Raw genomic sequence first — 24,025 nt, 5'->3', positions numbered from 1 at the left:
TTAACAAATTTATTGCACAAGCTAACTTTTTACGCAAAATAGTGCAAGAATATCCACCTTATACCTATATATATTAATATGTCATCCCGAGATTGCATATAGCCAACGAATTGTCAAGAGATGATTTGACAAAAACCCCTCGCAACAAGCTCAAATAGTTATTTTTATGAAATCCATATGCAGACCAACACACTTGTCAACCATTCTCCCCATTAGCCGTTTACTTGTCAAACTCGCCCACTTATCAAATAATCCATTGCTACCGCTGAATAATTCAGATAGTTTTACTACTTTTGCACTGATGAAACGTATCATACTAATAACTGGCGGACAACGCTCGGGAAAGAGCGTCCTCGCCGAGCGCATGGCATTGGAGCTTTCCCGCAATCCTGTGTACATCGCCACGGCTCACATTTGGGATGAAGAATTCCAGCAGCGCGTGGACAAGCACAAGGAGCGCCGAGGAGAACAGTGGACCAACATCGAAGAGGAAAAACATCTCAGCAAGCTGTATATATATAATAAGGTGGCTGTGATAGACTGCCTGACTCTATGGTGTACGAATTTCTTCTTTTCTGCAGCCAACGATGAAAGCCATCAGCCTGACATCAACGAGACGCTGAAAGAGATTGAGGAAGAGTTCGACAAGTTTACCGACCAGGATGCCACATTCATCTTCGTGACCAACGAGATTGGCAGCGGAGGGGTGAGCGGCAATGCCGTACAACGCAGATTCACTGATCTGCTCGGATGGTTCAACCAATACGTTGCGGCCAAGGCTGACGACGTATACCTAACTGTAAGCGGAATTCCGGTGAAGATAAAGTAAGCAAAATATTATTCTATCATGATAAAATTCAATATAGTTTCGCCAGACCATAGCATCAAGGACGAAATACAAGACAAGATTGACAATCTGAACAAGCCGAAAGGTTCGCTGGGAATGCTCGAAGAACTGGCACTGAGGATATGCCTCGTGCAGCATTCTCTCCTCCCAACTCTCTTCCACCCCTGCCACTTGCTTTTTGGAGGTGACCACGGCATAGAGCGAGAAGGAGTCAGCCTGTCGCCAAGAGATGTGACATGGCAGCAGATGATAAACTTCACGAAAGGCGGAGGAGGTGTAAACATGTTCTGTCGCCAGCACAACTTCAAGCTCAGAATAATAGATATGGGAGTGGACTACGACCTTAGTTCTTTCCCTGAAATAAGGAACGAGAAGATTGCATGGGGAACAAAAGATTTCCTCCACGAAGCGGCAATGTCGGAAGAGGAGATGGACAAGGCTCTCTCTACGGGAGCAAAGATCATCGACGAATGTGCCGACGAAGGTTGCAACATCGTATGCATAGGCGAGATGGGAATAGCCAACACATCTCCTTCGAGCATCTGGCTGCATCTCATGGGAGGCGTACCACTTGACGACTGTGTGGGAGCCGGATCTGGAGTGGCAGGCAGTCAGTTGAGCCACAAGCATAAGGTATTGAAAGAGGCTGTGGATAAATTCAACAGGGACTTCCCCTATGCCAGCGCTACCGATATGATACGTTATTTCGGAGGTTTCGAGATGGTAGGAGCAATAGGAGCTATGCTGAGAGCCGCCGAACGCAGGATGATAGTGATGGTGGACGGTTTCATAATGTCGGCATGTATGCTTGCGGCAAGCCGCCTACATCCCGAAGTGCTCAACTACGCCATCTTCGGACACTGCGGAGACGAGCACGCCCATGCCAAGATGCTGCAGATAATGGGAGCGAAACCGATTCTGAACATCGGAATGAGATTGGGCGAAGGAACGGGAGCGTTGTGCGCCTACCCTATCATTGAGAGCAGCGTGAGGATGATAAACGAGATGAACAACTTTGAAAATGCAAATATCACTAAATACTTCTAAGTGGTGGCAGAACGTATGGGCAGCGCTCATATTCTTCACCCGACTGCCTTTCTGGCGTATCTATCAGCCGCCTAAAGAATCGTATAAAGCAGTGGTAGAATACTGGCCCATAGTGGGCTGGCTGACAGGAGGGGCTATGGCGGCAACGATATATTTCGGTTCTATGTATATGCCGCAGAACATAGCCATCGTAGCAGCGATCCTCTTGAGGATATTCATCACTGGAGCGCTGCACGAGGACGGACTGACAGACTTCGTTGACGGGTTCGGCGGAGGAGGCTCCGACAGGCAGAGGATTCTCGACATAATGAAAGACTCACGCATCGGCACGTATGGTGTGCTGGGTATAATATTCTATGAACTGCTGCTCTTTTTCAGCCTTTCGTGTATGCCTCCGATTCTTGCAGCATTGTCTGTATTCGCTGCCGACCCTTATGCCAAGATGCTCGCCGGCCAGATTATACAGATGATGCCGTATGCCAGGACTGAGGAACAATCCAAGGCAAAGAACGTATACCGACGCATGAATATCGGGGCAAGCATATGTCTCGCCTTGCAGGGACTTCTGCCTCTGGGACTGTTCTTCTATCTCACACGGCTTACACTGGAATGGGATCTGATAGTATTCGTTCCATGCGTGGTGATGTATTTCCTCTATAGACTGATATGGAAGAGACTCAAGGGATATACGGGAGACTGCTGCGGAGCACTGTTCCTCCTGATTGAACTCACTACATATCTCACCATCGCCATACTATGGTCAAATGCAATGAAGAGCGCCGCCATGGAAGGAAAGATGCTGGAGTTCATGTGGCATTAAGCCCAAATTATCAAAGACGGACGGGAAAAAGTGACCTTCATATCAGCTTGTTTGCTCGTTTGCTTGTCAACTCGTTAAATTGTCAACTCGTTAACTGAAAAAAACATGAAAGTAATATTAATCAGACACACAAGCGTAGACGTGACGAAGGGCGTGTGCTACGGACAGACGGACGTTCCCGTGGCGGCAACGTTTACAGAAGAGGCAGAAATGACAAAGAAAGCACTCGGCGACAGAACGTTCGATGCCGTGTTCTCATCACCTCTCACCAGAGCGCGCCTGCTGGCAGACTATTGCGGTTATCCCACCCCCGTCACAGACAACCGACTCATGGAGATGAACATGGGCGACTGGGAAATGAAACGCTACGACGACATCAAGGACGACAACCTGCAGAAATGGTATGATGACTATATGCACGTTGCAACTACAAACGGTGAAAGTTTTCCGATGGTATATGAAAGGGTGGCAGGATTTCTCGACGAACTGAAGCAGAAGCCATACCGCCAGGTGGCCATCTTCGCCCACTGCGGAGTGTTGCTCTGTGCGGGCATCTACGGAGGCCTGTTCAAGGAGGAAGGATGCTTCGAACACACAGTGGAATACGGAGGGATAGAAGAAATCGAGATTTAGGAGTTCGGAATCATTCAGAACGGACTCAACAATTTTCTCCCGACCATGCAAAAGAAAAAATATTCAATTCAGGATAATAAAAATGTTTAGACAATTAGCAATCATTATTGGCTGCCTTGCCGTTGGTGAGTTCATAACATGGCTCACCGGCATCAGCGTGCCATCAAGCATCATTGGAATGCTTCTGCTCACCTTTTTGCTGAAGGTGAAAGTGATAAAACTGGAATGGGTAGAGACGATATCCAATTTCCTTGTGAAAAACATGGGCTTCTTCTTCGTGCCGCCAGGTGTGGCTCTGATGCTCTATTTCGACATTATCGGAAAAGAGATAGTGTCCATAGTGCTCGCCACGACCTTGAGCACCATGCTCGTGCTTGTGGTCACAGGCTGGACACACATCATGACAAGGAAGATAATAAAACGCATAAAAGGAAAAAAACTATAAGCAAATGGATATCCACGAATACCTCAACAACGATTATTTCCTGCTTACGCTGACGTTCGGAGTATATTTCCTCGCCAAGCTCGTAAGAAAAATGCTGCAGCTGCCGGTTTTCAATCCCATCCTGGTGAGCATAGCCTTCATGATATGCTTTCTCACGATAGCCGACATTGATTATGAAACCTACAAGTTAAGCGGTTCGAAGATAGACTTCTGGCTCAAGCCCGCCGTGGTGTCGCTCGGTGTTCCGCTATACAAGCAGCTCCACTCCATAAAGCATGAAATGGTGCCGATATTCATGTCGCAGCTCGTGGGATGCCTTGTCGGCATAGTGTCGGTCGTTGCCCTGGTACAGTATTTCGGTGCATCCCGCATCGTGGTGCTCTCGCTGGCAGCAAAATCTGTCACCACACCAATTGCAATGGAAGTGACACAGAGCATCGGCGGCATACCATCTCTCACCGCCACGATAGTGGTGTTCGTCGGCATCTTCGGAGCCATAACAGGATTCAGAATCCTCAAATACGGCCACATCGGAATGCCCTCATCCCAGGGAATCTCGCTCGGCACAGCATCACATGCCGTGGGAACATCGGCAGCTATGGAACATGGAATGGAACATGGGGCCTATGCGTCGCTTGGACTTACGCTCAACGGCATATTCACCGCCATACTGACTCCATACATCCTGCAGATGATGGGCATCATATAACAAGTAAGACGAAACAAATCAGGATAATGGAAAATCTGGAAGTGATGGTGACTCTGTTCATCATCGTCATATTGGGCTACGTGCTATGCAAACTCGGATATATGGGCGACAAGTTCGACCAGAAACTGTCTACTATAGTTATCGACATCACCTGTCCGTCGCTTATCCTCTCGTCGGTAATGGGCGACACGCTGCCCGACCGCACGCTGATTCTACCGCTGCTGGGAGTAAGCATACTGACATACATCATACTTCTGGCATTCGGATTCTTCGTACCGAGATTCATAGCCAAAGACCACGACACCCAGGGAATGATCGGATTCACACTGATGTTTGCTAACGTTGGTTTCATCGGCTATCCCATAGTGGCATCGATATTCGGACCTCACGCCATATTCTATGCCGCCCTGCTGAACATGCCCAACACCTTCTTCATATTCACAGCCGGCGTGATGCTCATCAAGGGAGAATACAGCATCAAGCAACTCAACCCCAAGATATTGTTCTCGCCGGCAATGATAGCCGCCTTTGCCGCTGCCCTACTTGTGGCATTCAATATCCGCACTCCCGAACTGATAGCCAAGCCGGTAACGATGGTGGGCAACATAACGGTTCCGGCAGCGCTGATGATAATAGGTTCGTCGATGGCACGTCTGCCGCTACACGACATCATCGGCACCCCGAAGGTCTACGTGGCATCGCTATTGAGACTCTGCATCATTCCTCTATCGCTGTTTTTCCTATTCAAGGCTCTGGGAGTGAGCGAAGTGGTGAATGCCATAAACACCGTAGTCATTGCCATGCCGGCAGCATCCTACGGCACTATGTTCTGTCTGAAATACGGGCGCAACCCTGCTCTCATGACAGAGATCACGTTCATCACCACAGTGGCGTCGATATTCACAATACCGATGATAACGCTGCTGTTCAAATAAGAGTCCGCTGTGTTGTCAGACCTTCTAAGGAGAGGTTACATTTCTCACTCAAATCGTACCAAGGTATTATTTTATCGTCACTTATTCACATTTCAGATGATTATAGCTGATGCTTGCGGTTTTTTTGCTACCTTTGCGACAAAATTGACTGAATAAGAAACTATCAACTAAAAACAAAGAAAAAAATGAATAGCGACCCAAAAGACTGTCTCTATTGCCAGAACAATGAGACATTGCACGATCTGATGATCGAAGTAGCGAAACTCAGCGTTTCACGAGTGTTCATATTCAAGGAGCAGACCTATCATGGCCGTTGCCTCGTGGCATACAAAGACCATGTGGACGACCTGAACCTTCTGAGCGACGAGGAGCGCAACGCATTCATGGCCGATGTGGCAAAGGTGACACGTGCCATGCAGAAAGTATTCAACCCAGACAAAATTAACTATGGCGCCTATTCTGACACGCTGTCTCACCTCCACTTCCACCTGATACCGAAATACAAGGGCGGACCAGACTTCGGCGGCGTGTTCCAGATGAACCCAAAGAAAGTATATCTCACCGACGCTGAGTATACCGAAATGGCAGAGGCGCTGAAGAAGGAACTCTAACGAAAAATATGAGAATTGACATTATCACCGTGCTCCCAGCCATGATCGAAGGCTTCTGCAATGAGTCTATCCTGGCAAGGGCACAGAAGAAAGGACTGGCAGAAATCCATCTGCACAATCTGCGTGACTACTCTGCCGACAAGTGGAAAAGAGTGGACGATTATCCATACGGCGGATTTGCCGGCATGGTGATGCAGTGTGAACCTATAGACCGCTGCATCTCGGCTCTGAAAGCTGAGCGCGACTACGACGAAGTGATTTTCACCTCGCCCGACGGAGAACAGTTCAACCAGCACGTGGCAAACGACCTGTCGATGAAGCAGAACCTCATCATCCTGTGTGGCCACTACAAAGGCATCGACCACCGCATCCGCGAACATCTCATCACTCGCGAGATAAGCATCGGCGACTATGTGCTCACCGGCGGCGAGCTTGCTGCTGCCGTTATGGCAGACGCCATCGTACGTATAGTGCCGGGAGTGATAAGCGACGAGCAGAGCGCCCTGTCCGACTGTTTCCAAGACGACATGCTCTCAGCACCTATCTACACCAGACCGGCAGAATACAAAGGCTGGAAAGTGCCCGACATACTGCTCAGCGGCAACGAGGCAAAGATAAAGGATTGGGAGATGGAGCAGAGCTACGAAAGAACGAAGCGCCTGCGACCAGACCTGCTGAAATAACAATAACCGGATTACCTTCAATCGGTAATTGAGATACCCCCCGAAAATCAATAAATATTTTCGGGGGTTATTCTGTCTTATTCATCAACAGCTTGCAGCCTGTTGCTTTTAAAAGCGTTTTTTTCAAAAATGAACGGAATGCTCCGTTTTCTAAGCCGTTTTTACCTCAAAAGTGGGTGGATTGAACCGTCTGAATTGGGTGGGCATGCTCCGCCCTAGTGGGCTACTGCTTCTTTGACAACAAGCCATCTGCGCTCTCAGGATATACCATTGAGGACACGAAGCAGTTGAGCCTGTTCTGTTCATCCCCTCTTGATCTGTTGTGGGAACCTTAACCTTTAGTCATCCGCCTTCGTGTGGATAGCTAAATGGTCAATGCCCAAATTGAGAATGTTGTCGTGGGTGTTAGAGGGGACTTTAAAATCCCAAACTGAGGAAGAATATCATTGCTTATTGAGACAATTCGTCTTTAATTTCTTCAAATTGTTTATCCATATACCCAATTAGCTTGTAAAACATAGTTTCTTCATCCATAGTTTCAATCCATTCCTTTAAAATGCCAAAACCCGTGTTGGCACTTTTTTCGGCTAGACTGTATACCTCATCACGATTGCAAAGATCATCTATCTTTTCTGGATTGTTTTTAAGACATTTGTCGTAATAGAGACTTGACAATAAGGGCTCGCAATTTGTCAGAAATTCCGTTCTGACAAATGACTTTACCGAGCCAACCTCACTAATAGAGGATGGTGCCTTACTTTCCATCTCACATAATGCCATCGCAAAACAATACAAGTCTGTACGAGTTGTTGCATTTTTGTTCAATTGAAAGAACTTTGTCTTCTCTATGTTTTCTATAAAGCCGTCATCGTAGGCCTTAGCTATATTCAATGTTACTTTTGCCATAGATTTTATTTGATTACGGTTATACCATCCAACATTGAAAGCTGACAGAATGATGCATATTGATCCTGCAATGCTGCAGCAACTTTCTCATCATATTCCGTTGGCGTGAATGTCAGAATGACTTGTTTCGTTTTTGCCAACTCACAAAGTGTTTTAACAAAGTTTTGACGATTATCTTCGTCTACTCGACCTATCGGAGTGTCAATGAATAGTAATGAATCATGCATTGACACCTTTTGCAATGCCAATGTGAATGACAATGCAAGTAATGCTCGTTCTGCAGCACTACACGAACCTAAAGTCTGCGAGCCATAGTTGTCAAGCAAACGGAATGTATAGTCTTCTAAAATTTCTACTTTAGAAAACACATCCTTCTTCCAAAGCAACTTTGTGAAAGTATCAAGAGTTTCTCGTTCCATCTCACGTCGACTTTCTTCTAGTAAATCTAGACGGGTCTCCTTTAAGATGTTTCGGCACTTCTTGCAATATTCAGCTTGTACATTTATCTTTTCCAATTGTTGGTTCTTTTCTATCAAAGACTTCAACTTCTTGTCCTGTGCAATATATTGCGCATCAAGAGTTTTCTTGTGGTCTTCCTCAACTCCCTTCTTGGCAACTATAGTATCACGCTCTCTGCGAAATTCCTTCTTTTGCCCAATAGCCTTTGTTATAGCTTCAGCATTAGGGATATTCATTAGGTACGTGTTAAGTTGTTTCTCTTCATCAATATAGTCATTGTATTGTTGACGCAAATTCTTTATGTCATCCATTAAAGAATCGCGTTTTGTCTTATATTGCGCTAATTTTGAAATATATTGGCGCAACACAACAACTGTCTTATTTAGCAATGCAGATGTTTCAGACGAAACTTCCAATTCCTTTTTTAATTCTTCAATAAAGCTATATGAGTGGTCATCTAAATCTTGGTCGCAGATAAGGCAATGTTTATGCTTCTCTATAGTCTCGAGAAGAAATTTGTCTATACGCGGAGGAAGTTTGCCATGCTGGTCCTGTTCCTGAATATAAAGATAAAGACTTTTGATGGATGGATAAAGAGCAAAATACTGAAGATACTCTCTTGCAAACACCATCATTTCAGCTTTTTTCTGACTGATAGAATTTCTCAACTTATCTATAGCCCCTTCTACTTCCTTGAGGTGCTTTGTCTTCTCTGAGACATGAACGTGCCCATTTATAACATTATCAAGGTCAGCAATTTCATCATCACAATGGTGTATTTGAGTCGTGTATGTATTGATTGCATCAACAGAAGAATCTATAGCTGCCTGAATTTTGTCAAGTTCTTGCTGAGCCAATGCAACTTCTTTCTGAGGTGATTTTGAAATTTGTGGATTCAACACATCCGTCAAATACTTATTGAATGCGTTTTCTGCTTTCTCAATAATCTTTGCCTGAGTCAGTTCCTCGATACCATTCTTGATATTTTCGAATTGCCCAGCCTTGAAATAATTTTCCAAATGCTCACCGTCAAAGAATATATACTCATGAATTTCTTCTGGTACATTCTTCTTTACAAGAGATAAAGTTTCTTCTTCAGAATCAATAGAATTCCATTCCCCATCAATAAAATGCATAATAGAGAACTCAGTACTTACTGGAATTACTGCATCGTTTGTGACATTAAATTTACCAACTCGTTGGAATCGAATTTTCTCTTTTGCATCATCTGATGAAAACAGAATGCGTACAGTTGCATCACCAATTGCATTATCACCTTCTTGCAAATGGTCACGTAGTTCTTGCACTTGCTGATTGTTGAGTATTGCACTTGCCGTATATTTATCACCCAAGTGCATTTCCGTATCATACAGACACCAAGTGATAGCATTAAGCACATTTGTTTTACCTACACCATTTTTGGCATAAATTATGTGTAAATCATTTTGTCCAGAACTACACGGAAACTTGAAGATAAGGTTCCGATACTGCCGAAAATTTTGAATGTCAATACTTTCTATTCTCATTGTCTTATACTGATTTCATAATTTTGTCAATCATACGCTTTCCTTGTCGACCTTCTTCAATACCGGAAAGTACTGTTTCAATATTCTTCTGCATTGCTATATCAGACTTTGTCTTATCTGCAATCTTCATAAGGATTTTCTTGTTTATAGCCATACTAATCTAATGAATTTATGATTTTTAATGCATCTATTGAATTAATCGCATTTTCTGCAATTTCTTTCAATCGAATCTGTTCCTTGTTTCTTATTTTACGTTCAAGACTGGAAGATTCATCATCTCCAAGATGAATGGTGTCTACACATATGTCATAAAGTTGAGCAAATTTTTTCCCTGGGCTTTGTCGTATAATACGTCCAACACGTTGAATGTATTCACGAGGATTTGTACTTGAAGCCATTAATATACCAATATCTGCGGTAGGAATATCAATACCTTCGTCCATACATTTTATGGCAACAATAACTTGATAATCTCCTAACTTGAACTTTGTAATAATATGTTCTCTCTCAGATTTGTTGCCGAACCTTTTTTCTGCCTTTGTTCCTTCTTTTTCCGTTAGTTTATGAAACATAAGGTTATGGCCTGCAAGAATTTCAAGAACGGAATCTATCTGCTGGGGAGATACAAATACAATCAAATTCTCAATTCGCCCTTTCTGCTCCAATTCGTTCAGAATACATTCGAGTTGAACATATTTTCCTTCTGCATTCTTGATGATGTTTGCGCGCTTTTCCAACAATCTGTCCAAACTAGCAGCTGCATCAGAATCACTATTCTTCATATTCCAAAGCTTGCTGATCTTCTTAGAAACATCTTGATATTCTTTGGATTCCATTTCGTTCAACGACACCTTTGAAATAAGATAATGATAGTTTACAAGGAAATGCTTCCCAGTAATAGGATTAAACTCTGTAAGTGCATCCTTGATGGTAAATTCGAAATTATCATTTCCGTAGTATTCAAGCAATTTAGATGTACCAAGGTCATCAAACCAACGGCTTGGCGTAGCACTTAAGCCAATTCGATATTTATAGGAAGGCATTAATGCTTTCTGCAATTTACGAGCCCCTAACCAATGAGTTTCATCCCCAACAAAAAGTACATCTGTCCCTGATGGTAGATTGTGTTCAATGGTTTCGGTAAATTTAACAGATGATGCTGTATTATGAGTGGTATACAAGCAGATATGGTCTGCCATTCCTGCACCATTTTTGAGAAGGAGTTTAAGTAAGACTTTGTCCCATTTACTTACAGAACCATCAATAACAACGCTCTCATCAAAAGACAAATGTTGCCCTTCAACCTCATCTTTCCATTGTTTTGACAGCGTATTTTGGGGTGTGGATATTATCGTAACTAAACGTTTTCTGCTTTGGTTCAAGTATTTTATGCCAGCGATAGCCGTTCTAGTCTTACCTGTGCCCGTAGCCATTTCAAACAGTAACTGGTAATTATTGTCTTTCCATTTGTTTAAGGCTTCAGCTTGATAGAAAAACAATTTTTTGTCATGTTTGAAATCAAAATTTTTAAATTTGATAGAGCGATACTTTTTTATAGAGACACTTTCTAAGTCAAAATCAGAAGAGTAACGTATGATGTCAGATTTAACAGCGTTTGGCAAATCAAAGACTTTTACATTTTTACGAACTCCATTCCAAATCTCTTCAAATCTCTTTTTATCACGTACATAGTAATCGTAAGCATCGGTCCATTCTTTAAAGACTTTGAATTCTTCATCATTATTGACCCATGCAGCGGCAGTTTCATTTATTGACCCACTGAAAGACAACTCATTACCTTCAGCATCTTGCAAGATACCAACTTTTTGGTGAAACAATCCTTTTTCAGAGATTAACTCATTATTGCATATACTTCCATCTTCGTTATAGACAATAGCAAACTTCATTCTTAACAGGCCATTAGCCAACATCCAGCCCAATGCTTTAACGTGATTTATTTCAAATTCATTTTCAAGATTGTTAATGTTAATCCCGAAATCTTCCAATGTCAGAGAGTTTGAATCATCAGCGATTCTCTTTATGATATCTATATCTTCCGAATTGAGTCTAGGACTTGTAATCAATCTCATCTTACCGCCATTTGCGATAAAGTCAGCAACACCTCTTGCTGCAACAGCCAATGAAGAAGATGAAAAGAATCCTGCTATTCGGTCATAGCGAACCGATGTGCCAAGGACTGGCACATAGTAATCTTCGATGATGTCATCAACACCAGATTCGTAGCAGGATTTAATAGTCAAGTCTTTAAAGCTCATATTCGATAGAATCTTTTACACTTTGTATTATAGTGTTGACGTTTGAACGTCGCCTCACTTGCGTTGTCTTTGACAATATACCAAGCATTTCGTCGCGAACTTCATCGGTAGCGCCAGCCATGAAATAGTTCTGAATGTACGGAATGTACAAGCATAGTTTCGGAACAATGTTATTTCTCTCACTTTCCTTTAACTTTATGAAGTTTGCCCCTAAAGCATTCTCGTTGGCTCGGCACTTCCCAAATCTGCATAGCCCCATTTGAGCAGCTGTCTTCATATGGTTTTCACCGTACTTCTTATCTGCCACCTCCTTGCGCTTTTCATCGCGCATAAGAAACCCCATTTTTGAGTAGTCAACATCCTTGATGCCGCAATTATGCAAAAGGTATGGTATGGTGTAATAAACATCTTTGAAGTCGCTAAACTGCGAGATGTCTTTCTTTTCCACTTTTGCTGGAACAAAACCATCTTTGATAATGTCAAGTATCTCACTGCACTTATATTTTTTAAGAACTTCTAGGAGTATTGCGCTTTTTTTCTCATCTTCTAACAAGTTTTCATCCGCATGCGTATAGAAAGCCTTTAATAAGACGCGCTCATTTACTGAGTTTCCAAGAACGTTGTCCCAAAACTCAGAATCCATTAAAAATTTTATTCCATCCATTTGTATTTCTGTATCACGATACCATAACATTGGGTCTATCATTTGTTTGAAAGACATATTGAAGAAAGAAAGGAAAAGACTCTTATGCTCATTGAATTGTTCAAGAAAGTTAAACACGGTTTTCAAAGGTGTTGACATTCCTATTTCATCATAATAGCCATTCTTGTAGTCTTCTATAAACTCTTCATATGTTTTAAGTTTCTTAACATCTCGGCCTAATGTATGTTCTTCCCAATATGTCTGGTTTTTATAGCAAAATTGCCAAAACGATAGATTTCTAAAGAATCCTGGTTGGTTACACCATCTTGCTATTTGAACATAAATATTTGACAATGGAGCTTTTTTATAATCCTCATGTCTCATAATATAAGGTAAGCAACCATACCGCATAAGCACACAGATACGCATGAATATTTCTGCAATATCCAATTGAAATTTTTTATATTCTGTAGAAGATTGCTTAAATCCGCAGAACAAATAAAACTTTGTCTCTCGCTTAGGACAATAGAACTTCCATATTTTTAGAGCTTTTACAATTATTTTTCTATCAAACCAATTGTCAAAAGCAAAGATAAAGTCTCCATGATAGTTGGATTTTGCCAGTTTCTTGGCCATATCTTCACCGCGACGATTTTGAGCAATAAGACGTTCATCAAGACCTTGCCTAAACTGAAATGGTCTTCCTGTAGCGATTAGTTCGTCTAACATTCGCTCCCAATATGGAGAAGCAAGAAAATTGTCATCCCACAAATAAATATAGGGGCGAACTAGTTTTCCTGTAGTCTTATCTATTTCGTCGTCCAAGAAATCGTTCAGATTCGAGTACGGCATAGCTTTCCTTTCCAGTTTATTCACACAGAAAGGACACCGACGAAAACAACCTCTTGTTAGAAAGCCTATTGAATATTCTTTGTAATCTTTATAGTATGCAGGAGATTTCTTGACTGTTTCCATCACATTTATGAAATCATCATAGAGATGATAATCAGGCGTCTGAGTTCTCATATCTATACCATGCGCTCCAGATTTATTCGTCAATGTGTTCAGGAACACATCACTTTCAAGCAGATGCATATCTTCTTCTCGTTTTTCAGCAAAACCCTCATCAACAGAAAGATTTGCATAGCTTCCAGTTCCTCCCATATGAACTTTATTTGCTATTGATTTGTTATTTATCAAAAAAGTCAATAGAAGAGGAGGTTTGTCAAGTGTAAACGAGAATACACATGATACCTGTTGGCGGAATTAATTTAGTGCATACTTAATTCTGCCAATGGGCTTGTCGTTAATGAAGTTTACGTATTGCAGAATGGTAAGTGCACTAATTTTGCCAATGATTCTGGCAAACAAACCATTCGTTATTTTCGCGTAGTTCCTGATGACCAGAAACTGGTCTGTAAGTTGTGAGAATATTGTCTCAATCCTCTTTCTTGCCTTTGCAAACGGGATGAATGTCGGTTTCCAGTCCTTTTGGTTGAGCCGATACGGACACTCCAGTCTTATGTGTGCGGTTTCGAACAAGTCAAGCTGTACGTCAGCTCCAATATACCCTTTGTCACCATAGATGCTACAGTCGTGATAAGTATGTTTTACATCCTTCATATAATGGAGGTCAGCCACACTTGCCTTTGACAGATCATAGGAATGGATAACTCCACTTAACCCACAGAGAGCGTGTAACTTATAACCAAAATAATACGTATTCTGCGAAGCACAGAAGCCGAAGTCGGGAGCTTGCGAGAAATTTCCGGTACGTCCCATCTTGCAACGTTTTCCTCTTGCAACCCTACAAACCTTTATCGGCTTGGAGTCAACAAAGAATTGTTCCTCTCCGCCATCCATTTCCATGGCAATCCTCTTGCGCAGTTCCTCACACAGGCCTGCCGTTTTCTTCCTGCGGTCATTGAACTGTCTCCTTGATATGAGATTGGGAATGTTGTCCTTGTATTCTTGCAATTTATAGTCGAACAACCACTTCTCACTATCAATGCTCTCGGTCTCTGCCGTCAAGGATAGCGCCACCACTTCCAAATCCGAAAACTTGGGAACAGGACCACGACGTGGAACATTACCCGATTCATTGACGAGATTTTCAGAGAATTGCTTGCATATCTCAAGTATTTTGACGAATTTTGTATAAAGGTTGTACATACGATGGTTTGAACTTAATGTTTTGAGCACCACTAAGTTACTAAAAATCAGCGATATGTACAACTTTTTACTCATATTTATCAACTTAAATTAATTCCGCCAACGGGTACATGATACATAAATATGGTCAAGTTTCTGCAATTCCTCAAAATTACTCTCGTTTGTTAACAACTCGTAGGTATTTACATTTGTCTTCGACGTTTCTTGAGTTTTACGAATATAGCCATTATCTTTTAAATATCCGGCAATTTTCAACAACGCAAGATTCGGGTGACGCGTACCATTACAAAGCAGATCCGCATCAACTAAACCTATATGCATTATTTTTCTAGAAGCCTTTGCCATATTCATTCGTTTTTCTCATATGCTTTACCCGTAGGCGTAATTAATTTAAGTTTATAAACACATGTAAAAAGTTGCACATACCGCTGACTTTTAGCGACTTGGTAGAGCTCAAAACATCAAGTTCAAGCCATCGCAAGTACATCCTTCATACAAAATTCGTCAAAATACTTGAGTTACACAAACTTTTCTCTGAAAATCTCGTCAACGAATCGGGGAATGTTCCACATCGTGGTCCTGTTCCCAAGTTTCCTGACTTGGAAGTAGTGGCACTATTCCTGACGGCAGAGACAGAGAACATTGATAGTGAGAAGCGGTTGTTCGGCTTTTGAATTGCAAGAGTAACCATATAGTCGGAAATTCCCCCCTTAGCGTGGGGAATGAAACCCCACATTAGGGGGTTCTGTTCCCCACGCTGTGGGGGAAATTAAAGACGATAAAAGCGTTGTCACAAATAGGTCTTCAGGAATGTCTCAAAGAAGCGACATCAATTCAGAGAAGTCATCTATCAGAAAATCGGCATCAGAGAGATCTTCGCGAGTACCGTTGCCGTAAGTCACGCCACAGGTCAGTGTTCCGGCAGCACGACCCATATCAATGTCGTATGTCATATCACCTACGGTAAGGGTGGTATCAGGGGTACCTCCGGTTAATTCAAGAACTCTCAGAACCATGTCTGGTGCCGGCTTCGCCTTCTCTATATCATCAGAAGCCACAATACAAGAGATGCAATCCATAATGTCGTACTGCTTCACGTATTCCACAAGCGACTGCCGACTCCTGCTGCTGGCTATCGCCAAAGTCTTGCCTGAGGCTTTCAGTTTGCGAATGGTATCAATGACATTAGGGAAAGGCTTAACAGTCATCTTTTGTTTGTTCTCCATAAAGATGCGACGGTAAGTATCAGCACAGCGTTGCCCATCAGCATCACTAATGCCAAACATCGAGACAAAAGCCTGATACAGAGGCAGTCCAATAGTGGCGGCACACTCCTCATCGGTGCGCCGTGGCAGGCGGCATTCGCATATTGTCTGTTGAAGAGTCCTGACGATAAGACTGTGCGAATCGCCCATCGTTCCGTCGAAATCAAGTATTATGGTTCTTATATTCATATACATTTTCTTTTCACTATTTCACGAACCTCAGCCTTACCCATAGACTTCTCGGCAGCAAACGCCAGAAAGCCACGAGCAGACGATAGCGACAGTCTATCGTCACCACCTCTCTACCCTTCTCCACTGCCTTCACTATGTCGGCAGCCACACTGTCTGCCGACAGTTGCAATGGGAAATTGCTGCCGGCTATCAGATCGGTGGCCACGAAACCAGGCCGTATATCGGTGATGCGGACAGGCAACTGACGCATCCGTGCCTGTTGCGACAAGCATTCAAGATAATGCGTCTGAAAGCGTTTCGTGGCAGAATAGGCAGGAGCAGCTCCCAGTCCTTTTGTGCCGGCAATCGACGTTATGCAGGCTATGCGTCCAGCCTTCCCACTATCGGCAAACCAATTGTATGCAGCCGTCACCATACGCGTAAATCCCACTCCGTTTGTCTCCACAGTAGCAATCTCTTTGTCTGCTTCAAGCGAACCGTTCTGCCAACCGATGCCGGAACTATGGAAATAGAGGTCTATTCCGCCAAGTTCCCGTATCATGTCGAGCAGCTGCTGCGGTGCCTCAGCGCTTCTCACGTCGATTCTTCTGTATGCAACTATGCCTTCGGTTTCACGCATGATATCTCTGAGTCTCTCCTCACGACGCCCTGCTATGCCGACTTCATATCCGCCGGATGCCAGAAGACGTGCCACCTCAAGTCCTATGCCCGACGTGGCTCCCACAACGATGGCCTTTTTCTTCATATTCATTTCCTTTAACCCAAAACGGTCATTAGGCCGTTTATAGTATTTTATATTTACTGCTTGCAGTCTTTTGTTTTTTATAAGGCGTCTTTTGCTTGTTTTTAATTCGTAATAGCTCGCTATTACTCATTAAAAGTCAAACAAAATCCACTCTTCTAAAAGAACTCCAGGCAAGCCCTAATGACCGATTGGGGGTTAAAAAAGCTTTTCATCACATTGTCTATCAGACATACGTAAGTCTTGATACGAAACGATCCCTGTCAATCAAATAATTGTCAACAGGGATCGTTAATGATATTTATCTCTTCCACCTTCACAAATACGCATCAAAGACTGGCTGCAAGCCGTCTGTTGTCTGCAGGAAGAGAGAAGATTGATTTTTTATTTAGCGCCCTCAAACTCCTCAAGGAAGCGCACATCGTTCTCAGAGAACAGACGCAGGTCTGAAACCTGATACTTCAGGTTGGTGATACGCTCCACACCGAGGCCGAAGGCATAACCGGTATATACCTTGCTGTCTATGCCGCAAAGCTCCAACACGTTGGGGTCAACCATTCCGCAGCCCAGGATTTCCACCCATCCTGTATGCTTGCAGAATCCGCAGCCCTTACCGCCGCAGATGTGGCATGAGATATCCATCTCGGCACTTGGCTCCGTGAATGGGAAATAGCTTGGACGCAGACGAATCTTTGTGTCTGCTCCGAACATCTCGCGGGCAAAGGTCAGGAGCACCTGCTTGAGGTCGGTGAACGATACGTTCTTGTCGATGTAGAGTCCCTCTATCTGATGGAAGAAGCAGTGTGCACGTGCTGTGATTGCCTCATTGCGATATACTCGTCCCGGACAGATGATACGGATAGGAGGCTGCGATGTCTCCATCACACGTGCCTGCACCGAACTTGTGTGGCTACGAAGAAGGATGTTCTTCGTAACATCGTTTGGATTCTGCTCTATGAAGAATGTGTCCTGCATGTCGCGGGCTGGGTGGTCGGCGGCAAAATTCATCTTCGTGAACACATGCAGGTCGTCTTCTGCCTCTGGTCCATCAGCAAGCACAAATCCCATACGGGAGAAAATGTCGATGATCTCGTTCTTGACGATGGTCAGCGGATGGCGTGTTCCGAGCTTTATCGGATAGGCAGTCCTTGTCAGGTCGAGTCCCTGGTCGCCGTCTTCGCTTGTTTCGATGGCATCACGCAGGGCATTGAGCCTTTCGAAAGCAGTCTGCTTGAGCTCGTTGATTTTCATTCCCACCTCTTTTTTCTGGTCGGCAGGTACATTCCTAAAATCTGCCATTACGGCATTGATCTCACCTTTCTTGCTGAGATATTTCAGGCGCAACGCCTCTATCTCCTCAGCATTCGAGGCTTTCATTTCTTTTACCTCTGCAAGGAGGCTTTCAATCTTGTCAAGTATCATATCCAAATACTATTTTTCTTGTAATTTCAAATATGGAGAAGCTCACACCATTATCATCAAAAAGATGGCAGAACCCATTTCGGGAGCAAATTTACTGCATTTTTTCGAGAAACGTGCAAATGACACGATATATTTGACTTCAGGCTGCTGGCATCACGCATAAAAAGAGACGAAAGAGCCTTATTGCATCCATTTATCCGTCAAGCCATAAAGGAGGATTGGGGTTAAGACGATTTTCTGACGACGCGGAAATATCGCTCTTATGTCAAGAGTTTTAGGCTATAACGAAAATTTTAAAGAAAATGTTTGCACAGTATATGATAAAATATGTACTTTTGCGAAAATTTGAGAGTAAACATTATTCTAAAAGATTATTTCTCGGTATAATAAGACAATGAGAAAAGGATTTCTATTTGTTGTCATCACAATCGTCACGATGATGCTGACGACAACGGGATGCGCTGACAAGAAAGCATCCGGAGCCGACTCCACGATGACCGACTCCACCGACACAACAGCTGCCGACACACTGGAACAGCTCATCACGGAACAGCCGATGCCAAAGGCAGCCGATGAGTTGTTTGACGATTTCATCTTCAATTTCGCCGCAAACAAAAAGCTGCAGATGAAGAGAATCAAGTTTCCGCTGAAGGTGGTAAACGGCAAAACGGAGAAGTTGCTCGAAAAGGGGCAATGGAAGATGGAACATTTCTTTATGAACCAGGGTTACTACACGCTTATCTTCGACAACCGCAAGCAGATGAAGCTCGTGAAAGACACGTCGATAAACAATGTAGTGGTGGAGAAAATCTATCTGAAGAAAAAGAAGGTGAAACAATACATCTTCAACCGCATAAACGGACAGTGGATGCTCGTGGAGGTGAACACGGGGGCGATGTATCAGAACAACAATGCCTCATTCCTCAACTTCTATCAGAAATTCGCTACCGACTCGACTTATCAGGCACACCATCTGAATTCCCCGATACATTTCAATGGTCCTGACCCTGATGATGACTTCAGCACGATGAGCGGAGACATCCTGCCAGAAACATGGCCTGCTTTCGCTCCTGAGTTGCCTTCTGGATTCATATACAACATAATGTATGGACAGAAATACACGCAGAGCAACCAGAAGATTCTCGTGATGCGAGGCATTGCCAACGGTATGGAGATGGAACTGACATTCGTAAGAAGGGGCAAGAAATGGCTCCTGACACGACTCTCAGAATAAAAAAGAAAAAAATCAATAATACATGAAAGACTCCTATCGGCAGTGTTCAAATAGAACTGCCGACGGGAGTTTTTCAATTCCGACCGCACTTTTCAAAACCCTATCAGCCGACAAGACCGGTCTGAAGGATAAAAAAGGTATAGGCAGGCAACATCAAGGAAATTACACTGCGATTTTGAAAGATTCAAGAATTCAGGATAATTAAATTTAAACTTAAAAAAAGAAAGAAAGTGAAAGATTTACGAAACTACAGTCTGGCACAGCACAACACATTTGGCATCGATGCCAAATGCAGCCGCTTCATAGAGTTCTCCAGCGTGGCGGAAGCCAAGGAGACAGTGAAGAACATAAGCGACGAGGACATGCCGTTGTTGCTTCTCGGTGGCGGAAGTAATCTGTTGCTGACAAAAGACTTCAACGGCACCGTGCTCCATTCTGCCATCAAGGGCATCAGCTCCACATTCATCGATGGCGGAGTGCTCGTGAGATGCGGCAGCGGAGAAACATGGGACGATGTCGTGGCACACTGCGTGGCACACGGATGGTATGGCACGGAAAACCTGTCGCTCATCCCTGGTGAGGTGGGTGCCTCGGCTGTACAGAACATCGGCGCGTATGGTGCTGAAGTGAAGGACATAATATACAAAGTGGAGGCTGTGGAGATTGCCACAGGCAAATCTTGCTACTTCACCAACGAACAGTGTGAGTATGCCTACCGCAAGAGCCGTTTCAAGGAGGACTGGAAGAACAAATATCTGATTACCCACGTGACCTACAAGCTGTCGCTGGTATTCAACCCGCATCTCGACTACGGCAACATCCGTGCGGAACTCGACAAGGAGGGTATCAGCGACCCGACGGCTGCCGAGCTGCGCAACGCCATAATTAAGATCCGCGACGCCAAGCTGCCTGACCCTAAGGTGGAAGGCAACGCCGGCAGCTTCTTCATGAACCCCTTGGTAAGCAAGGACAAGTTCAACGAACTGCTCAAGAAATATCCACAGATGCCTCACTACGATGTGGACGACACACACGAGAAGATTCCGGCTGGATGGATGATAGACCAATGCGGATGGAAAGGCAAGACGCTGGGCAGAGCCGGAGTACACTCCAAACAGGCCCTCGTGCTCGTGAACAAGGGCGGTGCCACCGGCAATGACATCGTGGCGCTATGCGACCGCATCCGCAACGACGTGGAAAAGAAGTTCGGCATCGACATCCATCCCGAAGTAAATATCATCTGATATATATGAAACTTACATTTCTCGGAACAGGAACATCGGTTGGTGTGCCCACGATAGGCTGCTCTTGCAAAGTTTGCAAGAGCCATGATCCTCGCGACAGGCGCACCAGATGCTCGGCAATGGTGGAAACGGAACAGACAAGGATTGTGATAGACTGCGGACCGGACTTCAGGGAACAGATGCTCAGACAGGAATTCCGCAAGATAGACGCCGTGCTCGTGACACACTCCCACTACGACCACGTAGGAGGAATGGATGATTTGCGGCCTTTCTGTCAATTCGGCGACATCAATGTCTACAGCGATTCCATTTCTGAAAAAAGTCTCCGGTCCATGATGCCATACTGCTTCGTGGAACATCCCTACCCCGGTGTGCCCAAAATCAGTCTGCATGATATTCATCCTCACCAGGAACTGAAGATCAACGAGCTGACGGTCATACCCCTACAGGTGATGCACGACAAGCTGCCTATACTGGGCTATAAGATAGGCAGGCTCGCCTACATAACAGATATGAAGACCATACCGGAGGGAGAAATCGACTATCTGCAAGACATTGACTATCTGGTGGTAAATGCCCTTCGCTTCACCAAGCCTCACCATTCCCACATGCTCGTGGACGAGGCCCTCGAGTTTGCACGCAAGACAAGCGCCAAGCAAGTGTTCCTCACCCACATGTGCCACGACATCGGACTGTTTGACGAGGCTGAGCAGAAACTTCCAGAAGGGATACATTTGTCTTACGACGGAGAGGTGGTAGAGATATAATCCCAAAACGATCATTAGACCGTTCCATGTATTTTTTATAACTGCTTGCAGTGTTTTGCTTTTTATAAGGCGTCTTTTGTCCGTTTTTTAATTCGCAATAGCTCGCTATTACTCATTAAAAGCCAAACAAAATCCACTCTTCTAAAAAACAAAATCCAAGCAAGCCCTAATGACCTCTAAGTTTGCAGAAGATTGCGACGAAGTCGCATAAACTCCAAAATAATCAAGGTAAAACTATGATTGCTAAAGACAGTTTCGTACCTTTGTTGTAAAAAGGTAGAATCGGTCTGTCGAAGAGGTAAACCAGCTAATGACCCAGCCGTAAAGCTATAAATCGTTTAGGTCCTCATCGACATAGTTGCAAAGACCAGATAGAAAGTTATCGGCTCTGAGCCTTGTTAGAGTGTTAGTCCATACAACTATTGACCAATTCTACACAATATAACTCGTACAAAGTTATGAAGAATTTATTTATCGGAGTTGATTTTTCGAAAGAAAAAGTTGATGTGGCTATCCTTTTTGCAGACGGACTGGCAGAAACCGCTGCTAGAGTGTTCAACGAGTTCAAGACAACCGTGTCTGGCTATAGGCAGTTGGTCAAGTGGGTTGAGCAGAATTCCTGCGGTATCGACTCGTCCTTGTGGCTCTTCTGTGGCGAGAACACGGGCGACTACAGCAAGGGACTGTGCAACTTCCTCTACGGTAAAGGCTACGACATGTGGCTTGAGAACGCAAAGAGCATCAAAGACGCATCTGGTCTTAGACGATTGAAGTCTGACCGTGCTGACGCCTCGATGATTGCAGAATACGCCATGAGGAATTACGATAAAGCCGTTATGTACGAGCCTCTTAGCGAGTCGCTTACACAACTGCGTGAGCTGTTCCTATACCGTCAGATGATCGTAAGACACAGATGCAGTTTCCAGGTGCGTAGAGGCGAAAAGCGACTCACTATGGAGAAGTCGCCAGTCAAGACAATGATTTCGCAGAGCGGACGGCACATCGTCTCTGAACTCAATAAGGAGATAGAGAAGATAGATAAGCGCATTGCCGATCTCATCAAGTCGGACGAGGAACTCACCGAGGTGTTCACCATCGTGACCTCGGTGCCTGGCATAGGAACGCAGAACGCTGTGTGCCTGATGGTGTACACCGACAACTTCCGGCGTTTCAACTACGACTCACGCAAGATTGCCTGCTATTACGGCCTAGCTCCATTTGGCAAAGATTCGGGAACCAGTGTGCATTCCGATCCGCATGTACATTATATGGCTAACCGCCAGATAAAGGCCATGCTGACGCAAGCGGCACTAGCTGCCGTCAACTTCAATCCCATTATGGCGAGGTACTACATGCGCCTCGTAGAACGAGGAAAGAAGAAGCAGGTTGCACTGAACAATGTCAAGAACAAACTTGTACATTTGGTCACAGCCATGGTCAGAAATCGCCAAACATTCACCCCTGAATATAAAATCTCAGCATAAATTGAAAATAATGGTCAAAACATTTGGATATTAACATAGAAAGCGATTTGGGATAATCCCAAAAATCGGTCATTAGAGCAATATAAAAGTATCACGAATTTGTTTTGATACTAAGCTCTAACGACCGATTTTCATTGTATGAAGAGAAACAGCGTCATCTGTTTCTCAGTTCCCAGAACGCCACAGCCGAAGCTGCCGCAACATTCAGCGAATCCACATTATACGACATCGGTATACGTGCCACATAGTCGGCTGCGTCGATGGCATACTGGGGCAGTCCGTCGCCCTCTGTGCCCATAATTATTGCAAGTTTGTTTTCAGCCTTCAACCGTTCGTCGTCAATGGCAACAGACTTGTCGGTAAGTGCCATAGCTACTGTCTTGAAACCCAGAGCGTTGAGCTCCTGCTGATAATCGTCAGACCACGTCCATGGCACAAGGAACACCGTTCCCATCGACACTCTGACAGAACGGCGGTTGAGCGGGTCGCAGGAATTGCTCGTCACCACAACGGCATCAATGCCCAAAGCCGCCGCAGAACGGAATATCGCACCGATGTTGGTATTGTCAACCACCCCGTTTATCACAGCCACACGATGTGCATCCCGGCACACATCAGCTATGCTGACAGTTGGTTTTCGACGCATAGCACACAGCACACCTCTCGTTAGCGTATATCCCGTGAGCGAAGCGAGAAGGTCACGTTCGCCTATATACACGGGGATGTCTCCGGAGCGGCGGATAATATCCTTGGCATCACCCTCGATATGCTTTTCCTCACACAAGACAGACACTGGCTCGTAGCCTGCATCCAATGCTACCTTTATCACCTTAGGGCTCTCGGCGATGAACAATCCTCCCAAATCGTCATAGAAGGATTTCAACTGACGCTCTGTCAGCGAACCGTATACTTCAAGTCCCGGCTCTGAGAGCGATGTTACTCTTATTATTGGCATAGTGTTTT

At 44.3% G+C, this 24,025-nt stretch carries 24 protein-coding genes and 1 pseudogene; 14 read left to right on the top strand and 11 right to left on the bottom strand.

Features of this window, described 5'->3' with window-relative positions; genetic code table 11:
• Positions 1 to 301 precede the first annotated feature (301 nt).
• From cobU to trmD, 9 genes are all read left to right on the top strand, one after another.
• Positions 302 to 829 carry a bifunctional adenosylcobinamide kinase/adenosylcobinamide-phosphate guanylyltransferase gene (gene cobU / locus ACDC99_RS03150; protein ID WP_022315891.1) on the top strand — a complete coding sequence of 176 codons (528 nt, stop codon included), beginning with the start codon at positions 302 to 304 and terminating at the stop codon, positions 827 to 829.
• An 18-nt stretch (positions 830 to 847) separates the two neighbouring features.
• Positions 848 to 1,894, top strand: a complete 1,047-nt coding sequence (cobT, locus tag ACDC99_RS03145; protein WP_022315890.1) for a nicotinate-nucleotide--dimethylbenzimidazole phosphoribosyltransferase — start codon at positions 848 to 850, stop codon at positions 1,892 to 1,894.
• Entirely contained in the window at positions 1,869 to 2,714 is an 846-nt protein-coding gene (locus ACDC99_RS03140) for an adenosylcobinamide-GDP ribazoletransferase (protein WP_022315889.1), read from the top strand. The genes cobT and ACDC99_RS03140 overlap by 26 nt, the downstream gene beginning before the upstream one ends.
• Before the next feature lie 105 nt (positions 2,715 to 2,819).
• Complete coding sequence (cobC, locus tag ACDC99_RS03135; RefSeq protein ID WP_370755806.1) at positions 2,820 to 3,347, top strand: alpha-ribazole phosphatase; 528 nt, start codon at positions 2,820 to 2,822, stop codon at positions 3,345 to 3,347.
• Positions 3,348 to 3,429: 82 nt separating this feature from the next.
• Entirely contained in the window at positions 3,430 to 3,792 is a 363-nt protein-coding gene (locus ACDC99_RS03130; RefSeq protein ID WP_044073624.1) for a CidA/LrgA family protein, read from the top strand.
• 4 nt (positions 3,793 to 3,796) lie between these two features.
• Positions 3,797 to 4,501 (top strand): LrgB family protein, encoded by a 705-nt coding sequence (locus ACDC99_RS03125; protein ID WP_370755805.1) that lies wholly within the window; start codon positions 3,797 to 3,799, stop codon positions 4,499 to 4,501.
• A 26-nt stretch (positions 4,502 to 4,527) separates the two neighbouring features.
• The gene (locus tag ACDC99_RS03120) at positions 4,528 to 5,436 is read left to right on the top strand and encodes an AEC family transporter (protein ID WP_370755803.1); all 909 of its coding nucleotides are present in this window, start codon (positions 4,528 to 4,530) and stop codon (positions 5,434 to 5,436) included.
• A gap of 152 nt (positions 5,437 to 5,588) precedes the next feature.
• Positions 5,589 to 6,047, top strand: coding sequence for an HIT family protein (locus ACDC99_RS03115; protein WP_330072000.1), 459 nt, complete (start codon positions 5,589 to 5,591; stop codon positions 6,045 to 6,047).
• An 8-nt stretch (positions 6,048 to 6,055) separates the two neighbouring features.
• Positions 6,056 to 6,730 (top strand): tRNA (guanosine(37)-N1)-methyltransferase TrmD, encoded by a 675-nt coding sequence (gene trmD / locus ACDC99_RS03110; protein WP_022315883.1) that lies wholly within the window; start codon positions 6,056 to 6,058, stop codon positions 6,728 to 6,730.
• Positions 6,731 to 7,180: 450 nt separating this feature from the next.
• On the opposite strand, the gene ACDC99_RS03105 is transcribed toward trmD, so the two are convergent.
• The 7 genes from ACDC99_RS03105 to ACDC99_RS03075 form a co-directional block, all read right to left on the bottom strand.
• The gene (locus tag ACDC99_RS03105; RefSeq protein WP_370755802.1) at positions 7,181 to 7,636 is read right to left on the bottom strand and encodes a hypothetical protein; all 456 of its coding nucleotides are present in this window, start codon (positions 7,634 to 7,636) and stop codon (positions 7,181 to 7,183) included.
• Positions 7,637 to 7,641: 5 nt separating this feature from the next.
• Entirely contained in the window at positions 7,642 to 9,621 is a 1,980-nt protein-coding gene (locus ACDC99_RS03100; RefSeq protein ID WP_370755800.1) for an AAA family ATPase, read from the bottom strand.
• Positions 9,622 to 9,625: 4 nt separating this feature from the next.
• On the bottom strand, positions 9,626 to 9,751 hold the full coding sequence (locus ACDC99_RS03095) for a hypothetical protein (protein ID WP_370755798.1): 126 nt from the start codon (positions 9,749 to 9,751) through the stop codon (positions 9,626 to 9,628).
• A gap of 25 nt (positions 9,752 to 9,776) precedes the next feature.
• Entirely contained in the window at positions 9,777 to 11,897 is a 2,121-nt protein-coding gene (locus ACDC99_RS03090) for a DEAD/DEAH box helicase family protein (RefSeq protein ID WP_370755796.1), read from the bottom strand.
• A complete protein-coding gene (locus ACDC99_RS03085) occupies positions 11,887 to 13,704 on the bottom strand; it encodes a radical SAM protein (protein ID WP_370755794.1) in 1,818 nt (605 codons plus the stop codon). Before ACDC99_RS03085 ends, ACDC99_RS03090 begins: the two co-directional genes overlap by 11 nt.
• 102 nt (positions 13,705 to 13,806) lie before the next feature.
• Entirely contained in the window at positions 13,807 to 14,787 is a 981-nt protein-coding gene (locus ACDC99_RS03080; protein WP_370755793.1) for an IS982 family transposase, read from the bottom strand.
• Between the two features lie 15 nt (positions 14,788 to 14,802).
• Entirely contained in the window at positions 14,803 to 15,057 is a 255-nt protein-coding gene (locus tag ACDC99_RS03075) for a hypothetical protein (RefSeq protein WP_370755791.1), read from the bottom strand.
• 53 nt (positions 15,058 to 15,110) lie between these two features.
• Here ACDC99_RS03075 and ACDC99_RS03070 point away from each other — a divergent pair.
• Positions 15,111 to 15,383 (top strand): annotated as a pseudogene (locus tag ACDC99_RS03070) (IS982 family transposase); the annotation flags it as partial.
• 144 nt (positions 15,384 to 15,527) lie between these two features.
• Here the strand turns inward: ACDC99_RS03070 and ACDC99_RS03065 are convergent.
• The 3 genes from ACDC99_RS03065 to pheS form a co-directional block, all read right to left on the bottom strand.
• Positions 15,528 to 16,166 carry an HAD family hydrolase gene (locus ACDC99_RS03065; RefSeq protein WP_370755789.1) on the bottom strand — a complete coding sequence of 213 codons (639 nt, stop codon included), beginning with the start codon at positions 16,164 to 16,166 and terminating at the stop codon, positions 15,528 to 15,530.
• Positions 16,167 to 16,182: 16 nt separating this feature from the next.
• Positions 16,183 to 16,914 carry an SDR family NAD(P)-dependent oxidoreductase gene (locus ACDC99_RS03060; protein ID WP_288762060.1) on the bottom strand — a complete coding sequence of 244 codons (732 nt, stop codon included), beginning with the start codon at positions 16,912 to 16,914 and terminating at the stop codon, positions 16,183 to 16,185.
• 381 nt (positions 16,915 to 17,295) lie between these two features.
• Positions 17,296 to 18,333: a phenylalanine--tRNA ligase subunit alpha gene (pheS, locus tag ACDC99_RS03055; RefSeq protein ID WP_288768751.1), complete on the bottom strand. Its 1,038-nt coding sequence runs from the start codon at positions 18,331 to 18,333 to the stop codon at positions 17,296 to 17,298.
• Positions 18,334 to 18,727: 394 nt separating this feature from the next.
• On the opposite strand from pheS, the gene ACDC99_RS03050 reads away from it, so the two are divergent.
• From ACDC99_RS03050 to ACDC99_RS03035, 4 genes are all read left to right on the top strand, one after another.
• Positions 18,728 to 19,567 (top strand): DUF4348 domain-containing protein, encoded by an 840-nt coding sequence (locus ACDC99_RS03050; RefSeq protein ID WP_022315877.1) that lies wholly within the window; start codon positions 18,728 to 18,730, stop codon positions 19,565 to 19,567.
• A 230-nt stretch (positions 19,568 to 19,797) separates the two neighbouring features.
• Positions 19,798 to 20,811, top strand: coding sequence for a UDP-N-acetylmuramate dehydrogenase (gene murB / locus ACDC99_RS03045; protein WP_370755786.1), 1,014 nt, complete (start codon positions 19,798 to 19,800; stop codon positions 20,809 to 20,811).
• A gap of 5 nt (positions 20,812 to 20,816) precedes the next feature.
• Entirely contained in the window at positions 20,817 to 21,578 is a 762-nt protein-coding gene (locus tag ACDC99_RS03040; protein WP_044073623.1) for an MBL fold metallo-hydrolase, read from the top strand.
• Between the two features lie 458 nt (positions 21,579 to 22,036).
• Positions 22,037 to 23,062 (top strand): IS110 family RNA-guided transposase, encoded by a 1,026-nt coding sequence (locus tag ACDC99_RS03035; protein ID WP_042517114.1) that lies wholly within the window; start codon positions 22,037 to 22,039, stop codon positions 23,060 to 23,062.
• Positions 23,063 to 23,216: 154 nt separating this feature from the next.
• Here the strand turns inward: ACDC99_RS03035 and ACDC99_RS03030 are convergent, their stop codons facing one another.
• Positions 23,217 to 24,017 (bottom strand): TrmH family RNA methyltransferase, encoded by an 801-nt coding sequence (locus ACDC99_RS03030; protein ID WP_022315873.1) that lies wholly within the window; start codon positions 24,015 to 24,017, stop codon positions 23,217 to 23,219.
• Positions 24,018 to 24,025 lie beyond the last annotated feature (8 nt).

The sequence above is a fragment of the Prevotella pectinovora genome (assembly GCF_041323955.1).
Taxonomy (GTDB): domain Bacteria; phylum Bacteroidota; class Bacteroidia; order Bacteroidales; family Bacteroidaceae; genus Prevotella; species Prevotella pectinovora.
The sequence above is the reverse complement of the archived record's forward strand: the minus strand, read 5'-3'. Positions and strand labels throughout refer to the sequence as shown.

What these genes read in the sequence shown, in the direction of transcription:
- cobU (WP_022315891.1), top strand. Translation starts at nt 302, where the DNA reads ATGAAACGTATCATACTAATAACTGGCGGACAACGCTCGGGAAAGAGC.
- cobT (WP_022315890.1), top strand. Translation starts at nt 848, where the DNA reads ATGATAAAATTCAATATAGTTTCGCCAGACCATAGCATCAAGGACGAA.
- ACDC99_RS03140 (WP_022315889.1), top strand. Translation starts at nt 1,869, where the DNA reads ATGCAAATATCACTAAATACTTCTAAGTGGTGGCAGAACGTATGGGCA.
- cobC (WP_370755806.1), top strand. Translation starts at nt 2,820, where the DNA reads ATGAAAGTAATATTAATCAGACACACAAGCGTAGACGTGACGAAGGGC.
- ACDC99_RS03130 (WP_044073624.1), top strand. Translation starts at nt 3,430, where the DNA reads ATGTTTAGACAATTAGCAATCATTATTGGCTGCCTTGCCGTTGGTGAG.
- ACDC99_RS03125 (WP_370755805.1), top strand. Translation starts at nt 3,797, where the DNA reads ATGGATATCCACGAATACCTCAACAACGATTATTTCCTGCTTACGCTG.
- ACDC99_RS03120 (WP_370755803.1), top strand. Translation starts at nt 4,528, where the DNA reads ATGGAAAATCTGGAAGTGATGGTGACTCTGTTCATCATCGTCATATTG.
- trmD (WP_022315883.1), top strand. Translation starts at nt 6,056, where the DNA reads ATGAGAATTGACATTATCACCGTGCTCCCAGCCATGATCGAAGGCTTC.
- ACDC99_RS03105 (WP_370755802.1), bottom strand. Translation starts at nt 7,636, where the DNA reads ATGGCAAAAGTAACATTGAATATAGCTAAGGCCTACGATGACGGCTTT.
- ACDC99_RS03100 (WP_370755800.1), bottom strand. Translation starts at nt 9,621, where the DNA reads ATGAGAATAGAAAGTATTGACATTCAAAATTTTCGGCAGTATCGGAAC.
- ACDC99_RS03095 (WP_370755798.1), bottom strand. Translation starts at nt 9,751, where the DNA reads ATGAAGATTGCAGATAAGACAAAGTCTGATATAGCAATGCAGAAGAAT.
- ACDC99_RS03090 (WP_370755796.1), bottom strand. Translation starts at nt 11,897, where the DNA reads ATGAGCTTTAAAGACTTGACTATTAAATCCTGCTACGAATCTGGTGTT.
- ACDC99_RS03085 (WP_370755794.1), bottom strand. Translation starts at nt 13,704, where the DNA reads ATGGGAGGAACTGGAAGCTATGCAAATCTTTCTGTTGATGAGGGTTTT.
- ACDC99_RS03080 (WP_370755793.1), bottom strand. Translation starts at nt 14,787, where the DNA reads ATGAGTAAAAAGTTGTACATATCGCTGATTTTTAGTAACTTAGTGGTG.
- ACDC99_RS03075 (WP_370755791.1), bottom strand. Translation starts at nt 15,057, where the DNA reads ATGGCAAAGGCTTCTAGAAAAATAATGCATATAGGTTTAGTTGATGCG.
- ACDC99_RS03065 (WP_370755789.1), bottom strand. Translation starts at nt 16,166, where the DNA reads ATGAATATAAGAACCATAATACTTGATTTCGACGGAACGATGGGCGAT.
- ACDC99_RS03060 (WP_288762060.1), bottom strand. Translation starts at nt 16,914, where the DNA reads ATGAAGAAAAAGGCCATCGTTGTGGGAGCCACGTCGGGCATAGGACTT.
- pheS (WP_288768751.1), bottom strand. Translation starts at nt 18,333, where the DNA reads ATGATACTTGACAAGATTGAAAGCCTCCTTGCAGAGGTAAAAGAAATG.
- ACDC99_RS03050 (WP_022315877.1), top strand. Translation starts at nt 18,728, where the DNA reads ATGAGAAAAGGATTTCTATTTGTTGTCATCACAATCGTCACGATGATG.
- ACDC99_RS03040 (WP_044073623.1), top strand. Translation starts at nt 20,817, where the DNA reads ATGAAACTTACATTTCTCGGAACAGGAACATCGGTTGGTGTGCCCACG.
- ACDC99_RS03035 (WP_042517114.1), top strand. Translation starts at nt 22,037, where the DNA reads ATGAAGAATTTATTTATCGGAGTTGATTTTTCGAAAGAAAAAGTTGAT.
- ACDC99_RS03030 (WP_022315873.1), bottom strand. Translation starts at nt 24,017, where the DNA reads ATGCCAATAATAAGAGTAACATCGCTCTCAGAGCCGGGACTTGAAGTA.